This window comes from Aeromonas sp. DSM 116730 (assembly GCF_046581335.1).
Taxonomy (GTDB): domain Bacteria; phylum Pseudomonadota; class Gammaproteobacteria; order Enterobacterales; family Aeromonadaceae; genus Aeromonas; species Aeromonas rivipollensis.
The window spans coordinates 2,276,645-2,290,945 of sequence record NZ_CP144265.1; the positions used below are offsets into that span (position 1 = coordinate 2,276,645).

At 59.7% G+C, this 14,301-nt stretch carries 10 protein-coding genes and 2 pseudogenes; 3 read left to right on the plus strand and 9 right to left on the minus strand.

Annotation, left to right across the window (positions count from 1 at the left end; all coding sequences use genetic code 11):
* Positions 1 to 2: 2 nt before the first annotated feature.
* The 3 genes from rpmF to Aeroheme_RS10385 form a co-directional block, all read right to left on the minus strand.
* Positions 3 to 170: a 50S ribosomal protein L32 gene (gene rpmF, locus Aeroheme_RS10375; protein ID WP_005300935.1), complete on the minus strand. Its 168-nt coding sequence runs from the start codon at positions 168 to 170 to the stop codon at positions 3 to 5.
* A gap of 20 nt (positions 171 to 190) precedes the next feature.
* Complete coding sequence (yceD, locus tag Aeroheme_RS10380) at positions 191 to 712, minus strand: 23S rRNA accumulation protein YceD (protein ID WP_025326977.1); 522 nt, start codon at positions 710 to 712, stop codon at positions 191 to 193.
* A 287-nt stretch (positions 713 to 999) separates the two neighbouring features.
* Positions 1,000 to 1,653 (minus strand): START domain-containing protein, encoded by a 654-nt coding sequence (locus tag Aeroheme_RS10385; protein ID WP_411165778.1) that lies wholly within the window; start codon positions 1,651 to 1,653, stop codon positions 1,000 to 1,002.
* 163 nt (positions 1,654 to 1,816) lie between these two features.
* Here Aeroheme_RS10385 and Aeroheme_RS10390 point away from each other — a divergent pair, with 163 nt between their 5' ends.
* On the plus strand, positions 1,817 to 2,398 hold the full coding sequence (locus tag Aeroheme_RS10390; protein ID WP_234678128.1) for a Maf family protein: 582 nt from the start codon (positions 1,817 to 1,819) through the stop codon (positions 2,396 to 2,398).
* A 70-nt stretch (positions 2,399 to 2,468) separates the two neighbouring features.
* On the opposite strand, the pseudogene Aeroheme_RS10395 reads toward Aeroheme_RS10390, so the two are convergent.
* A pseudogene (locus Aeroheme_RS10395) lies at positions 2,469 to 2,540 on the minus strand (HAD family hydrolase); the annotation flags it as partial.
* Positions 2,540 to 3,484, minus strand: a complete 945-nt coding sequence (rluC, locus tag Aeroheme_RS10400) for a 23S rRNA pseudouridine(955/2504/2580) synthase RluC (RefSeq protein ID WP_411165779.1) — start codon at positions 3,482 to 3,484, stop codon at positions 2,540 to 2,542. The gene rluC and the pseudogene Aeroheme_RS10395, both read right to left, overlap by 1 nt.
* Positions 3,485 to 3,897: 413 nt before the next feature.
* On the opposite strand from rluC, the gene rne reads away from it, so the two are divergent.
* Complete coding sequence (gene rne / locus Aeroheme_RS10405; protein ID WP_411165780.1) at positions 3,898 to 7,068, plus strand: ribonuclease E; 3,171 nt, start codon at positions 3,898 to 3,900, stop codon at positions 7,066 to 7,068.
* 665 nt (positions 7,069 to 7,733) lie between these two features.
* Here the strand turns inward: rne and Aeroheme_RS10410 are convergent.
* From Aeroheme_RS10410 to apbC, 4 genes and pseudogenes are all read right to left on the minus strand, one after another.
* A complete protein-coding gene (locus Aeroheme_RS10410; protein WP_106886792.1) occupies positions 7,734 to 9,206 on the minus strand; it encodes an inorganic phosphate transporter in 1,473 nt (490 codons plus the stop codon).
* 350 nt (positions 9,207 to 9,556) lie between these two features.
* A complete protein-coding gene (dcd, locus tag Aeroheme_RS10415) occupies positions 9,557 to 10,138 on the minus strand; it encodes a dCTP deaminase (protein WP_025326971.1) in 582 nt (193 codons plus the stop codon).
* Positions 10,139 to 10,201: 63 nt separating this feature from the next.
* Positions 10,202 to 10,846 (minus strand): uridine kinase, encoded by a 645-nt coding sequence (gene udk / locus Aeroheme_RS10420; RefSeq protein WP_025326970.1) that lies wholly within the window; start codon positions 10,844 to 10,846, stop codon positions 10,202 to 10,204.
* Positions 10,847 to 10,954: 108 nt separating this feature from the next.
* Positions 10,955 to 12,038 (minus strand): annotated as a pseudogene (gene apbC / locus Aeroheme_RS10425) (iron-sulfur cluster carrier protein ApbC).
* A 185-nt stretch (positions 12,039 to 12,223) separates the two neighbouring features.
* On the opposite strand from apbC, the gene metG reads away from it, so the two are divergent.
* On the plus strand, positions 12,224 to 14,257 hold the full coding sequence (gene metG, locus Aeroheme_RS10430) for a methionine--tRNA ligase (RefSeq protein ID WP_411165781.1): 2,034 nt from the start codon (positions 12,224 to 12,226) through the stop codon (positions 14,255 to 14,257).
* The last annotated feature ends 44 nt before the right edge of the window (positions 14,258 to 14,301 follow it).

Here is a 14,301-nt window from a genome sequence, read left to right on the forward strand (position 1 = left end):
CCTTAAGCGATTACCTTTTTACCGCGGTAGAAACCATCGGCAGTCACGTGGTGACGACGATGAATTTCGCCACTGGTCTGATCAACAGTCAGGGCTGCAGTGGTCAGTGCATCGTGGGAACGACGCATGCCACGCTTGGCGCGGGTTTTACGGTTCTGTTGTACGGCCATGGTAGGCTAACTCCTAAAATTCACTTACGTTTGAGCTCTTCAAGAACTGCAAAGGGATTCGGCCGCTCATCAGCAGGCTCGATGTCACCCCAAGTCATTTCCATGTTTCCTCTGGGGCAGACATCCATGGGATGCATGGCCACCTGAGGCAACGAGAGGATGAGTTCATCCTCCAGGATTTGATGAAGATCTATCTCGCCGTTTTCGTCCAACTCAATGGGCTCATAAGCTTCCGGCAGCTCTTCCTCGTTTGTTCTCTCGAACAGCGGAGTGTAAATAAAACTAGCTTCACAAAGGTGCTCGAAAGCCTCTCCACAACGCTGGCAAACCAGGTCAACCTTGGCATGGGCAGTGCCTTTCATAACGGTCAACTTCTGGACATCTTTGCCAAACTGCAGAGTGACGTCCACATCACTTCGCAAGCCTTCGGTTGATGCTTCCAGTCTGGGCATCTGCGACTTTTCCACTATCCCGACATAATCGAGTAGCTTCAAGGCATTACGGACTGGATCAACCTTAACGGGCAACTTCACCTTTTGCATAGGGCGCGAATATTATAGGTCCAACAAGGGATAGTCAAAGGAAAAAGTCCTTACCGCCGATGATTTTACCTGCACAAGCCCCTGTATGGAGGAACTTGTGTTCATCGGTGGCCGATTATGCCATAAACCGCGGGATCCCGCACAGGATCCTGTGCGGACATCCCCTCTGGCCAGGATCTCGGGGTCAGTGAGCAATTTATGCCGTTGCACGCCCCTTCCCCATCAAGCAACCCACTCACCAGGCACCCGGCTTGGCGGTCCGTTCCCGAGAGCCACCATTATCGGATTCAGGGCGCGGCAGGGCAGCCCCCACCACCGAGCAACAGTTGTCGAGGCGCGGCTCCGGGTTGGGCCTCCATCAACCGGCGTATGGCCTGAAAACTGCCCAGCGCCGCCTTGATGGTCATCGAATTGACCAGCCAGCCCGGCAGATGGCTGCCCGGGTTGGTATAGCTTTCGAGCTTGATCAGGGTGCTGCCATCGGGTTGTGGCAGTGCCTCCCAGCGGCCGGCACTCTCCCGGATCCGGTACAGACCCGGGCGGGGTACCAGGGCGTCCGGCTCGGCCCATACCTCCAGCACCAGCGTGCAGTCGGCCCGCCTGATCAGATGCGAACGGGTGATGAGTTCCCTGTCCTGCACCGGCCAAGGGGACGCCAAGCGGGTGTAAACCAGATCGTCATCCGGGCCGGATTTTGCCAGCAGCCGCACCTCGCGACTGGACGGCAGCCACTCCCGATGGCGCGCCGTGTCTCGCAGCACGGTCAGCAACGCCATGGGATCCGCCTTGACCCGCATCTCCAGGCGCAAGGCCAGGAAGGGGGATGGTGGGCGGGCCTGAGTCCAGAGCTGTACGCCGCCCTCCCCCTTCTCTGGCTGCCACTCCTGCCCCCAGCTCGCGAGGGAGAGCAGCATCAGGGCCAGCACACCGTATCTTGTCATGTCGCACTCCTGCCGCATCAACTGGGGTTACGCCGTTCTCGGGCCGTCAGCATGCTTGTTGCTGTAAACCAACTCCGGCGCGCTGGTACTCGGGGTGGTTTGCGTGGGCCTTCTGCCACAGTTAGAATCAACCAATTGATTTATAAATGGATATCATCGACACATGCACACGCCCCTGATCCTCGCCTCCACTTCCCGTTATCGCAAGGCGCTGCTGGAAAAACTCGGCCTGCCGTTCCAATGTGCCTCTCCCGAGGTTGATGAAGCCCCGCTGCCTGGGGAGTTGGCCGAGGCACTGGTCAGCCGCCTGGCCCATGCCAAGGCGAGCGCCATCGCCCGCCAACATGATCAGGGGTTGATCATAGGCTCGGATCAGGTGTGTGTCTGTGACGGACGCATCCTCGGCAAGCCGGGCACTGTGGATAATGCGGTGGCGCAGCTGATGATGGCCCAGGGCAAGAGCGTCACCTTTTATACCGGCCTGTGCGTACTCAATGCCGCAAACGGCCGGGCCGAGCAGCTCGTGGAACCCTTCACCGTGCATTTTCGCTCCCTGGATGAGGCAGCCTTGCGCCGTTATGTGACGGCTGAGCTGCCCCTCGATTGCGCCGGCAGCTTCAAATGTGAGGGCATGGGGATCATGTTGTTCAAGGGGCTGGAAGGGCGGGATCCCAACGCCCTGATCGGCCTGCCCCTCATCGGTCTGATCGAATTGCTGGCGCGCCACGGCCTCAATCTGCCTTGAGCCTGAGCAGGTAACAGAGACAACAATGGGAGCCAAGGCTCCCATTGTTGTCTTAGTGTTCATCAACTCAGGCGACGATCCGCCCCACCGAATCCATCAGGGTACAGTCCCAATCGAAAATGGCGAGTCGGATGCGCTGCATCAGCGTGCCAGCTTGTTCAGGAAGGCATCGAGCTCGGGGGCGAGCGGCGCTTCCACCTGCATCTCGCGATCATCCGCCGGATGGGTGAAGCTCAGCTTCCAGGCGTGCAAGAAGAGGCGCTTGAGCCCCAGAGTCCGCATCTTCTCATCAAAGGCCGCCTCACCGTATTTGTCATCACAGGCGATGGGGTGGCCGGCGTGCTGAGTATGAACCCGGATCTGGTGGGTGCGACCTGTGATCGGGCTGCACTCTATCAGGGTGGCTTCGGCAAATTGACGGGCAATCCGGAAACGGGTCTCGGAAGGCTTGCCGTCACAGCTGACCCGCACCACACGCTCGCCGGATTGCAGATCGTTCTTGCGCAGCGGCGCATTGACCACCTTGACGTGGGACTGCCACTGACCGCGCACCAACGCCAGGTATTGCTTGCGCATTGTCTTGACACGCAGCTGCTCGTGCAGGCTGCGCAGGGCACTGCGCTTCTTGGCGACCAGCAGCACGCCGGAAGTGTCGCGGTCGAGTCGGTGCACCAGCTCCAGGAAACGGGCTTCCGGGCGCAGGGCGCGCAGCCCCTCGATGACGCCAAAGCTCAAGCCGCTGCCGCCGTGCACCGCCATGCCGGACGGCTTGTTCAGCACTATCATGGCCTCGTCTTCAAACAGGATCTGGCTCTCCAGACGCTGGATGCTGCCGAGGTTGGCAGAGGGCAATTCGTTCTTCTCGGCCACGCGCACGGGGGGCACCCGCACCTCGTCGCCTGCGCAGAGTTTGTATTCCGGTTTGATGCGTTTCTTGTTGACGCGCACCTCTCCTTTGCGAAGGATGCGATAGATCAGGCTCTTGGGGACGCCCTTTAACTGAGTCTTGAGAAAATTGTCGATGCGCTGCCCTTCATGCTCAGCTTCGATGGTGAGCAGCTGCACTTGTTGATGTATCTGTGTCATGGCGCGGATTTTAACACTGCCGGCAGCCCTTGGCTGCATGCTTTGTTAAAAAATGGCGTCTTGCTATAAAAGTGGTTTAAATGGGATAATAAACAAGGTTTTGTCATTGTGTTCAAGCCTTGTACTAAGTGGCCAAAAAGTATGCCACCCAATCCCGAAACACCGTGTATACAAGAACATGACGGTTCCCGGGTGCGAGGTACAACGCATGGAGAACGCAAACAGAACCGATTTAATTGTCTCCACACCGGTATCCTTAATTCATGCCTTCTCGAGAAGGCTGAACCAGAGTGCCCTTAGTTTGCGCCTCATGCATGTCCCAACCGGGAGGTTGCCCAAGCATGCTGAAGACCCGAGGCCGGCACCGGCAGGATCCTGTGGAGGAATCAAAATGACAAAATAATGAGAACTCAATGAAAAGAATGCTAATCAACGCGACTCAGGAAGAGGAGTTGCGCGTAGCGCTGGTTGACGGACAACAGCTCTACGATTTGGATATTGAAAGTCCGGGACACGAGCAGAAGAAAGCGAACATTTACAAGGGTAAAATCACCCGCGTAGAACCCAGTCTTGAAGCTGCTTTTGTTGACTATGGCGCCGAGCGCCACGGTTTCCTGCCGTTAAAGGAAATCGCCCGCAATTACTTCCCCTCCGGTTACTCCTATCAGGGTCGTCCCAACATCAAAGAAGTGGTCCGCGAAGGCCAGGAAGTGATCGTCCAGATTGACAAGGAAGAGCGTGGCACCAAGGGTGCGGCCCTCACCACCTTCATCAGTCTGGCCGGCAGCTACCTGGTGCTGATGCCGAACAACCCCCGTGCTGGCGGTATTTCCCGTCGTATCGAGGGTGACGAGCGGACCGAGTTGAAAGAAGCCCTGAGCGGACTGACAGTGCCAGACGGCATGGGCCTCATCGTGCGTACCGCCGGTGTGGGCAAATCCCCGGAAGAGCTGGAATGGGATCTGAACGTCCTGCTCAACCACTGGGATTCCATCCACAAGGCATCACAGAATCGCTCCGCGCCCGTGCTCATCCACCAGGAGAGTAACGTCATAGTGCGCGCGATTCGTGACTATCTGCGTCGCGATGTGGGCGAGATCCTGATCGACAATCCGGTCATCTTCGAGCGTGCCAAGTCGCACATCGAGCTGGTTCGCCCCGATTTCCTCAATCGTGTGAAGCTGTACAAGGGTGATGTCGCCCTGTTCAACCACTTCCAGATCGAGAGCCAAATCGAGTCTGCCTTCCAGCGTGAAGTGCGCCTGCCCTCCGGCGGCAGCATCGTCATCGATCCGACCGAAGCGCTGACCTCCATCGATATCAACTCCTCCCGCGCTACCAAGGGCGGTGATATCGAAGAGACGGCGCTGCAGACCAACCTGGAAGCAGCCGACGAAATTGCCCGTCAATTGCGTCTGCGCGACCTGGGTGGCCTGATTGTCATCGACTTCATCGACATGACGCCGGTTCGCCATCAGCGCGAAGTGGAAAACCGTCTGCGTGAAGCTGTCCATCAGGACAGAGCACGCATCCAGCTGGGCCGGATCTCCCGTTTCGGTCTGCTGGAGATGTCTCGCCAGCGTCTGCGCCCCTCCCTCAACGAGTCCAGCAGCCACATCTGCCCCCGTTGCCAGGGTCAGGGTGTCATCCGTGACAATGAATCTCTCGCCCTGTCCATCCTGCGTCTCATCGAAGAAGAGGCCATGAAGGACAACACAGAGCAGGTTCACGGCCAGGTGCCGGTCGATGTTGCCGCCTATCTGCTTAACGAGAAGCGTGCCTCCATCGCCAGTCTGGAACAGCGCAATGATGTCCGTGTTTACATCATTCCGAACCAGCATCTGGAAACCCCGCACTACGAAGTGACCCGCATCCGTCAGAACGAGATCCCGGAAGCGGCCAGCTACGAGCTGAAAACCGAGATTGCCAAGCCGGTCTACCAGCCCAAGCAAGCTCAGGTCATCGAGCGCGAGCAGCCGCTGCTGCAAGGCTTCGTCCAGGCGCCTCAACCGGCCGCCCCTGTTGCCGCCCCGGCCCCCGTCGCAGCACCGACACCGGTCGCCGCCGAAGCGGGTCTGTTTGGCAAGCTGTTCAAGGCCATCTCAGGTCTGTTCGGCTCAGACGCAGCCCCGGCTGAAGCGAAAGCCGCTGCCGAGAAGCCGGCCGCACAACGGGAAGCGCGCAAGGATGAGGGTCACCGTCATCAACGTGACGAAACCCGCAGCCGTGGCCAGCGTGGTCGTCGCGATGACAACCGCAGCAACCGCAACCCGGCCGACGCCGGCGAGAAGCGTGAAGGCGCCGCCAACCGCGAGGGTGGCGAGAGCCGCAACCGTCGTCCGCGTAAAGAGCGCGAGCCCCGTCAGGAGCGTGAACCCCGTGGTGAAGTGCGCAGCGAACAGCGCATGGAACGTGAGCCCCGCGAAGCACGCAACGAGCCTCGTGCGGACCGCGAACCCCGTGAGCCCCGTCAGGAACGTGAACCCCGCGCCCCGCGCCCGGCTCGCGAACCCCGTGCTCCGCGCGAGCCCCGTGCCGAGGTCGTGGTTGAAGCGGTAGAAACCGTCGAGACTGCCGCCGTCAGCGCCGAGCCGCGTCAGGAAAAAGAGCAGAAAGTGGCCGAGCGCCGCGAACGTCGCCAGCTGCGCAAGCAGGTTCGGGTCGATGTCGCCGCCACCGACACCCCTGCCCTGCCGGTAGACGAGCAGGCCCATGATCTGGTCGAGACTGCGGCCGTGGTCGGTGAGCAAGAGGAGCAGACCGACGGTCAGCGCCGCTCTCGCCGTACTCCGCGCAGTCAGCGGATCGAAGGCCAGCGTCGCAAGCGCATCAACGAAGATGCCCGTGGCCAGCGTGATGATGAACCTCAGGCCGAAGTGCAACTGACCACAGCCGCCCAGGCAGATGCTGCTCAGGTGAAGGTGGAAGAGCCCGCCGTGCCTGTCATCACCATCCCGAGTGCCGAGGCCGTTGCCGCCGCGCTGCAAGCCTCTGCCGCCCTGACAGAACACGTAGTCGCCGAAGCCGTGGCCGAAGAGGCCCATGAGCAGGCTCAAGCGGCTGTGGCCGAGGTCGCCGCCCCAGTGGTCGCCGAGTTGGTTGAAGCACCCGTTCCCGTCGAAGCGGCTCCTGCCGCCGTCGAGCCGGCCCCGGTAGCCATCGAAGCAACTCCTGTCGCTGCCGAGCCGGTAGCCGAGGTGGTTATCGAGGAAGCTCCTGTCGTGGTCGAGGCCAGCATCGCTGACCAGGCTGTGGTAGAAGCCGCCCCGGTTGTGGTGGAGCCGGCCCCTGCCCCGCAAGCCGAGGAAGTGACTCCTGCCGCCGAGCCTGTCACCCCTGTGCTTGCACAGCCCGAGCCTGTCGTCGCCCCGGCCACCAAGCCGGTTGCCAAAGGCGCTGGCGTACTGGCCCGTGCCCGCAAGGCTTCTGCGCCCATGGCAACGCCGGCAGCAGTGCCCGCCCCGGCCCCCCGTGAGCCGGTTGAGCAGGCCCCGCTGGAGCGTAGCGAAGTCGCGAGCTCAGGCCGCCATGGTGGCAGCACTGCCGCCGTCAATGTAGCAACCAGCCCGGCGGGTCGTCCCTGATCCCCTAGCTTGTCTGGTCTGATAAAAGAGCCACACCTTGTGTGGCTCTTTTTTTGCCTGACAGTTTGGTCTGCCCCTCAATCCCCTGTCCTATCCTCCTCCTCTTCTTCCTCATCTGCAGGGACAGAAGCGGCATGCCCAAGGCAGACTAGGGAACCGGCACTCTCTGTCAGCCTCTCCTCTTCGTATATTGCATTGCCGTAATTCTACCCCAGGAACCATGCCAGGGAGCGTCGCCCTTGCTCCCGGCCCCCATGCAGGCCCTCTTGCTTATCGTGAAAAGCACAGCCCGTCACGGGACAAACAAGGCGTCCGTAACACGGCCAGGAATCATGGCCAGTCACACCGGCGCCGAACGTCATAAGCGGCTGGACTCAAGGAATGAAGGGCGAAAGCTGAAGCCCTGATGAGAAGGTGAGACGATGGCTTAGTAGCCTCTGATCCCTGACAGGCGAGATGGACTGCGCCCACACTCTTCTGCTGACAAGGGGGTTGAATGAGGAAGATGCAGGCTGGCGGGATCTATCAGTGAATGAACATTCTTGTTTGATGGCATATAAGACGTGTTTCTACCGGTTGCCGCGCATGACGGCTAGCCACGGCCGGATCCCAGCCATGAAAAAAGGGCCCGCAGGCCCTTTGTCATTGATGTTATGCGTTGGCTGTCAGCCACCAAACAGATTGTTGCTGATCAGGAAGAGTCCACCGGAGAGCAGCATGGTAAGCGGCAGGGTCAGAACCCAGGCCAGCAAGATGGTCTTGATGGTCTGACTCTGCAGGCCCGACTTGTTCGCCACCATGGTCCCCGCCACCGCGGAAGAGAGGATATGGGTGGTGGATACCGGCATGCCGGTCATGCTGGCCACCCCGATGGAGGCAGCAGCCGTGATCTGGGCGGCAATGCCCTGGCTGTAGGTCATGCCGGAAGAGCCTATCTTCTCGCCCACTGTGTAGACGATACGACGCCAGCCCACCATGGTGCCGCAACCCAGCGCCAGCGCGATGGAGACGATGACCCAGGTCGGCGCGTATTCGGCCGTGGCGGTCAGGTCCTTGCGCCATTTGGCGAGATCGGTCAGCTCCTTGGCCGGCAGCGGCAGCTTGGAGACCTTGCGGGCAGTGTCGTCGATACAGAGCAGCAGACGGCGCACCTCGCGGCGATCGGTCAGGCTCATCTGCTCGTAGGTACGCACCTGGCCCAGACGGTTGTCCAGGGTGGCCATGGCCTCGAGGGCCTCACCGGCCTCGCAATGAGTCATCAACTCTTCCTGGGCATGGGCAGGAACACTGAAGTTCACGACAGTGGACACCTGCTCCTGGTTGCGCTGGTAGATCTCCATGATGCGCTGGTTGGCATCCTGGGTTCTGTCCAGATCGTAGGAGCGGCTGTTCATGTCCAGTGCGAAGTAGGCGGGCGCCATGCAGATCAGCACCAGCATCACCAGACCTATGCCCTTCTGGCCATCGTTGGAGCCGTGTACGAAGCTCACCCCCATGGCAGAACAAATCAAGGTCACACGAGCCCAGAACGGCGGATGCTTCTTGCCGTCCACCAGCAGTCGCTCTTCCGGGGTTTTGTGGATCTTGCTGCCAAGCCAGACTCGCTTCATCGCGAACAGCAGCAAGGCGGCAATGATGAAGCCCACGGTGGGAGAGATGATGAGGGAGAGCATGATGTCGATGGCTTTGCCGACGTTGATGCCCTCATTCAGAGGTTGATCGCTGATCAGGGCATAGGCACCGCCTACCCCCAGAATGGAGCCGATCAGCGTGTGAGAGCTGGACGCCGGGATGCCGAAGTACCAGGTTCCCAGGTTCCAGACAATGGCTGAAAACAGCAGGGAGAACACCATGATCAGACCCTGGGTCGAATCCATGCCGAGCAGCAGATCGATGGGCAACAGATGGACAATGGCATAGGCCACCCCCAATCCCCCCATCATGACCCCGGCAAAGTTGAACAGGCCGGAAGCCACTACCGCGGTGTGCGCGGGCATGGCCTTGGTATAGATAACCGTTGCTACCGCGTTGGCGGTATCGTGAAAGCCATTGATGAACTCATAGGCCAGCACAAAAAAAACGGCCAATACCAAACCTATTGACCACCACAAACCCAAACCACTAAACATTTCAAACATAAAAACGAACCTGTTTATGAGTTGCGGCGGATTATGCCAGAAGGCTCGGTGCGCCATACCCGTTGTTGAAATATTTCAGTAAGAAAAAAAAAGGGCATTCCGTCAGAAAATGTCTTAGGCCCTGCTGGAATGGGGCTTGTCATGGATTAATTAAAGCCCGTTTACACCTCATGGGCAGGTGTCAATCAACACCAATCATCCATCAACTCACCGCCAAGCTGGCGATTTTACACGCGTTTTACCCATCAGGTTCCCACGTCACTGGCCGCCGTACCGCACGCCCCCTCCCCTTCGCAGAAAAGCAAAAGGGTGCCGAAGCACCCTCTATATAAGCAGTATGAAGGCGGACATCAGTCCTGGTTGATGCGGCTGGCCACCGCACCTTGCTGGCTCTTGTACTTGGCGTTTTCCCGCTTGTTGTAGGGGCGGGCCGCGGCGCCGGAGAGCATCTCGAAGTTCAGCGCCCCTATCTTCATCTTGGGACGCAACGCCAACGGCAGTTTGCCGCCGTTGTAGAACTCCAGCACGATGCGACCGGACCAGCCCGGATCGATGCGGTGCGCGGTCACGTGCACCATGAGGCCGAGCCGTGCCAGGGAGGAGCGCCCGTCCAGCCAGCCGACGATGTCCGCAGGCAGGGTCACGGACTCGTAGGTCACCGCCAGCGCCAGTTGACCCGGGTGCAGATAGAAGGCTTCGCCGTCCGGGATGTGGATCTCGTCGCTCATTACCCGATCGATGGCATCGGCCATCTCGCTGCTCGGACCGCTCAGATCGATATAGGGGGCGGTATGATCGCGAAACACGCGAAACTCGTTGCCGAGCAGCACATCGACGCTGACGCCACTGATCCGCTCAACACCGGGCCTCGGCTCAATGACGATCTTGCCTTCATCCAGATGGCGTTCGATATCGGTATCACAAAGACGCATTCGGCGACTCTCCTGACAAAAGTTTCATTTAAAAAAGCCGGGCATCACCCGGCTTGTTTCATATCAACCAATCAACATGTGGCGGATGCGCGCCTTGAGCATGTCGATGGCGATGCGGTTCTTGCCGCCACGGGGCACTATCACATCTGCATACTGCTTGGACGGGTCGATGAACTGCATGAACATGGGGCGTACCGTCTTCTGATACTGCTTGAGCACGGAATCCATGGTGCGGCCACGCTCTTGCACGTCACGTACCAGACGGCGCAGCAGACAGATGTCCAGCGGGGTATCCATGAAGATGGAGGCATCCATCAGCTCACGCAGACGACTGTCGGTCAGCAGCAGTATGCCTTCCAGAATGATGACCCGGCGCGGCGCGAAGGCGGTAACTTCGCTCAAGCGCGTGTGTTCGGTATAGGAGTACTGGGGGATATTGACGGCATCCCCTTGCACCAGCTGGGTCAGATGCTGCACCAGCAGATCGTGATCCAGGGCATTGGGATGGTCATAGTTGGTCTTGACCCGCTCTTCCATGGTCAGGTGGGTCTGATCACGGTAGTAGCAATCCTCGGTGATCACACCAATCTGACCTGCGCCCAGCTCGGCCACCAGCTCTTCGTAGATGGTTTGAGCGATAAGACTCTTGCCGGATGCGGACGCACCAGCAATACCGATGATCACACACGAATGTTGAGTATCAGACATTGAAAATACCTAAAGAGAAGAGCACTGGGGATTGTTTAAACCGATCCATTATATAAAAAAGGGTGGTTCATGCCCACCCTAAATCTGTTGCAACCGGCCGACAGCCGATTATTCGTCCAGCGCCACCGTGTAGAGCGGGGGTCGCAATCGGTTTACCGCTGAAATAGAGCTCGGCCCCCACCCGACGGGCCAGTTTCAGATAGGCCTCAGCCTGTCCTCCTTCCGGTGATCCGAACACGGTAGGACAACCATCGTCCATGTGCTGGCGGATGTCGATGTGCAGCGGCAGCTGACCAAGCAGTGCCACTTGATACTGCTCTGCCATCTTCTTGCCGCCACCGGTACCGAACAGCGCCTCGTGATGACCGCAGGCACTGCAGACGTGATAACTCATGTTCTCGACGATGCCGAGCACCGGCACATTGACCTTGTTGAACATGGCGATCCCCTTGCGGGCATCCGCCAGCGCCACATCCTGCGGTGTGGTGACGATCAGGGCGGCCGTGGTCGGCACCTGCTGGGCCAGGGTGAGCTGAATGTCCCCTGTGCCTGGCGGCATGTCCACCACCAGGTAATCCACCTCTCCCCAGCGAGTCTCGTGGAGGATCTGCGCCAGCGCCTTGCTCGCCATGGGGCCGCGCCAGATGGTGGCATCCTGCTCCGCCACCAGGTAGCCGATGCTGTTGGTCTTGAGACCACAGGCCATGACAGGCTCCATCAACTTACCATCCAGGCTGTGGGGGCGCTCCTTGAGGGTCCCCATCATGGTCGGGATCGAGGGGCCATAGATGTCCGCATCCAGAATGGCGACCCGCGCCCCCTCCTTTTGCAGGGCCAGCGCCAGGTTGACGGCGGTGGTGGACTTGCCCACCCCGCCCTTGCCTGAGGCCACCACCAGGATGTTGCGAATGCCCTGTACCGCCGCCAGTTGCTGGGCGCGAGGCATGCTCGCCACCTCGATGTCGCACTGCCAGTCGACGATGGCGGCCCCCGTGGCGGCCCTGATATGGGCATCGAAGGCTTCTTTCATCTGTTCAAACAGGGTCTGGCCAGCAAAGGGCAGCACCAGCTTGATGGTCAGGGCCTGCCCATGTTGCTCGATGGCACGCACAAAACCGGCCGCCACCAGATCCTGGCCCCATCCAGCCGGCTTAAATTCGGCAAGGATCTGTTTTACTGAATCAATCACCATTAACTCCCCATTATGTTGTCGTTATCCTGAGGTGAAGGGTTACCGCACACAAATCAGTGGCTTGCCGACGTTCTCATGATGCCGTCCGCTGCGGGCCTGCGGGCCACAACCCTAGGCAGGCCGCCCCCAATTCGGGTAACATGCTCGGCACTGTATCATCCCAACAGGCACATCAAGAACGTATTATGGCAACTGATCCTCGTAGAATGCTGGTAACCTGCGCCCTCCCCTATGCCAACGGCTCCATCCATCTTGGCCACATGCTGGAACACATCCAGGCCGATATCTGGGTTCGTTATCAGCGAATGCGTGGCCATCAGGTGCATTTCGTCTGTGCCGATGACGCGCACGGTACCCCCATCATGCTCAAGGCGCAGCAGATGGGGATCACTCCCGAGGAGATGATCGCTGCCGTATCCCAGGAGCATCAGGGGGATTTTGCCGGCTTCAACATCAGCTTTGACAACTATCATTCGACCCACAGCGACGAGAACCGCGAGCTGGCCGGACTTATCTATGGCCGCCTCAAAGAGTCCGGCAAGATAAAGATCCGCACCATCTCCCAGCTGTTTGATCCGGAAAAGTCCATGTTCCTGCCGGACCGCTTCGTCAAGGGTACCTGCCCCAAGTGCAAGTCCCCGGAGCAATACGGTGACAACTGCGACGCTTGCGGCGCCACCTACAGCCCGACCGAGCTGATCGATCCGAAATCCGCCGTCTCGGGTGCTACCCCGGTGATGAAGGACTCCGAGCACTACTTCTTCGATCTGCCGCAGTTTGAAAAATGGCTCTCTGAGTGGGTGCGCGGCTCCGGTGCCATCCAGGAAGAGATGGCCAACAAGATGCAGGAGTGGTTCGAATCCGGCCTGCAACAGTGGGACATCACCCGCGACGCCCCCTACTTCGGCTTCGAGATCCCGGGCGCCCCGGGCAAGTACTTCTACGTCTGGCTGGATGCCCCCATCGGCTATATGGCGTCGTTCAAGAACCTGTGCGACAAGCGCGGCGACATCGACTTTGACAGCTACTGGAAAGCAGACTCCGAGGCCGAGCTCTATCACTTCATCGGCAAGGACATCGCCTACTTCCACTGCCTGTTCTGGCCAGCCATGCTGGAAGGGGCAGGTTTCCGCAAGCCGACCAAGGTCAACGTGCACGGCTATGTGACCGTCAACGGCGCCAAGATGTCCAAGTCCAAGGGCACCTTCATCAAGGCCTCCACCTACTTGAAGCACCTGGATCCCGAGTGCCTGCGTTACTACTACGCCGCCAAGCTCAACAGCCGCATCGACGATCTGGATCTCAACCTCGAAGACTTCGTCTCCCGGGTCAATGCCGACGTGGTCAACAAGCTGGTCAATCTGGCCTCCCGCAACGCCGGCTTTATCGCCAAGCGTTTCGACGGCAAGCTGGCCGATGTGTGCAGCGAACCCGAGCTCTATAGCGAGTTCGCGAGCGCAAGTGCCTCCATTGCCGATGCCTACGAGGCCCGTGAGTTCAGCCGCGCCATTCGCGAAATCATGGCACTCGCCGACAAGGCCAACCGCTATGTGGATGACAAGGCTCCCTGGGTCATCGCCAAGCAGGAAGGGGCGGATGCGCAGCTGCAGGACGTCTGCTCCGTCGGCATCAACCTGTTCCGGGTGCTGATGGCCTACCTCAAGCCCGTCATGCCGCACCTGGCCGAGCGTGCCGAAGCCTTCCTGGGTGAAACCCTCTCCTGGGATGGCGTGGCCCAGCCATTGACCCACCACCAGCTGGCACCCTTCAAGGCGCTCTTCTCCCGCATCGAGCCCGCCAAGGTGGAAGCCATGGTGGAAGCCTCCAAGGAAGATCTGGCCAAGGAGCAGGCGCCAAAAGCGACAGGCCCGCTGGCAGACGATCCCATAAGCCCAACCATCTCTTATGAGGATTTCGCCAAGCTTGACCTGCGCGTGGCGCTGATCAAGAAGGCCGAAGCGGTACCGGAAGCCGAGAAGCTGCTGAAACTTCAGCTCGACATCGGCGGTGAGACCCGTCAGGTGTTCGCCGGCATCAAGTCCGCCTACAACCCGGAAGATCTGGAAGGCAAGCTGACCGTGATGGTGGCCAACCTGGCCCCGCGCAAGATGCGCTTTGGCATGTCCGAGGGCATGGTGCTGGCCGCAGGCCCGGGCGGCAAGGATCTCTGGATCCTGGAGCCCCAGGAAGGCGCCCAGCCAGGCATGCGCGTCAAATAAGCGCAGCCGACACCCAAATGAAAAGAGAGGCCCAGCGCCTCTCT

Bases quoted from the DNA above. Each gene is read 5' to 3' on its own strand.
- Aeroheme_RS10390 (WP_234678128.1), top strand. From the start codon at position 1,817: ATGCACACGCCCCTGATCCTCGCCTCCACTTCCCGTTATCGCAAGGCG.
- rluC (WP_411165779.1), bottom strand. From the start codon at position 3,484: ATGACACAGATACATCAACAAGTGCAGCTGCTCACCATCGAAGCTGAG.
- udk (WP_025326970.1), bottom strand. From the start codon at position 10,846: ATGTCTGATACTCAACATTCGTGTGTGATCATCGGTATTGCTGGTGCG.
- yceD (WP_025326977.1), bottom strand. From the start codon at position 712: ATGCAAAAGGTGAAGTTGCCCGTTAAGGTTGATCCAGTCCGTAATGCC.
- rne (WP_411165780.1), top strand. From the start codon at position 3,898: ATGAAAAGAATGCTAATCAACGCGACTCAGGAAGAGGAGTTGCGCGTA.
- Aeroheme_RS10385 (WP_411165778.1), bottom strand. From the start codon at position 1,653: ATGACAAGATACGGTGTGCTGGCCCTGATGCTGCTCTCCCTCGCGAGC.
- dcd (WP_025326971.1), bottom strand. From the start codon at position 10,138: ATGCGTCTTTGTGATACCGATATCGAACGCCATCTGGATGAAGGCAAG.
- Aeroheme_RS10410 (WP_106886792.1), bottom strand. From the start codon at position 9,206: ATGTTTGAAATGTTTAGTGGTTTGGGTTTGTGGTGGTCAATAGGTTTG.
- metG (WP_411165781.1), top strand. From the start codon at position 12,224: ATGGCAACTGATCCTCGTAGAATGCTGGTAACCTGCGCCCTCCCCTAT.
- rpmF (WP_005300935.1), bottom strand. From the start codon at position 170: ATGGCCGTACAACAGAACCGTAAAACCCGCGCCAAGCGTGGCATGCGT.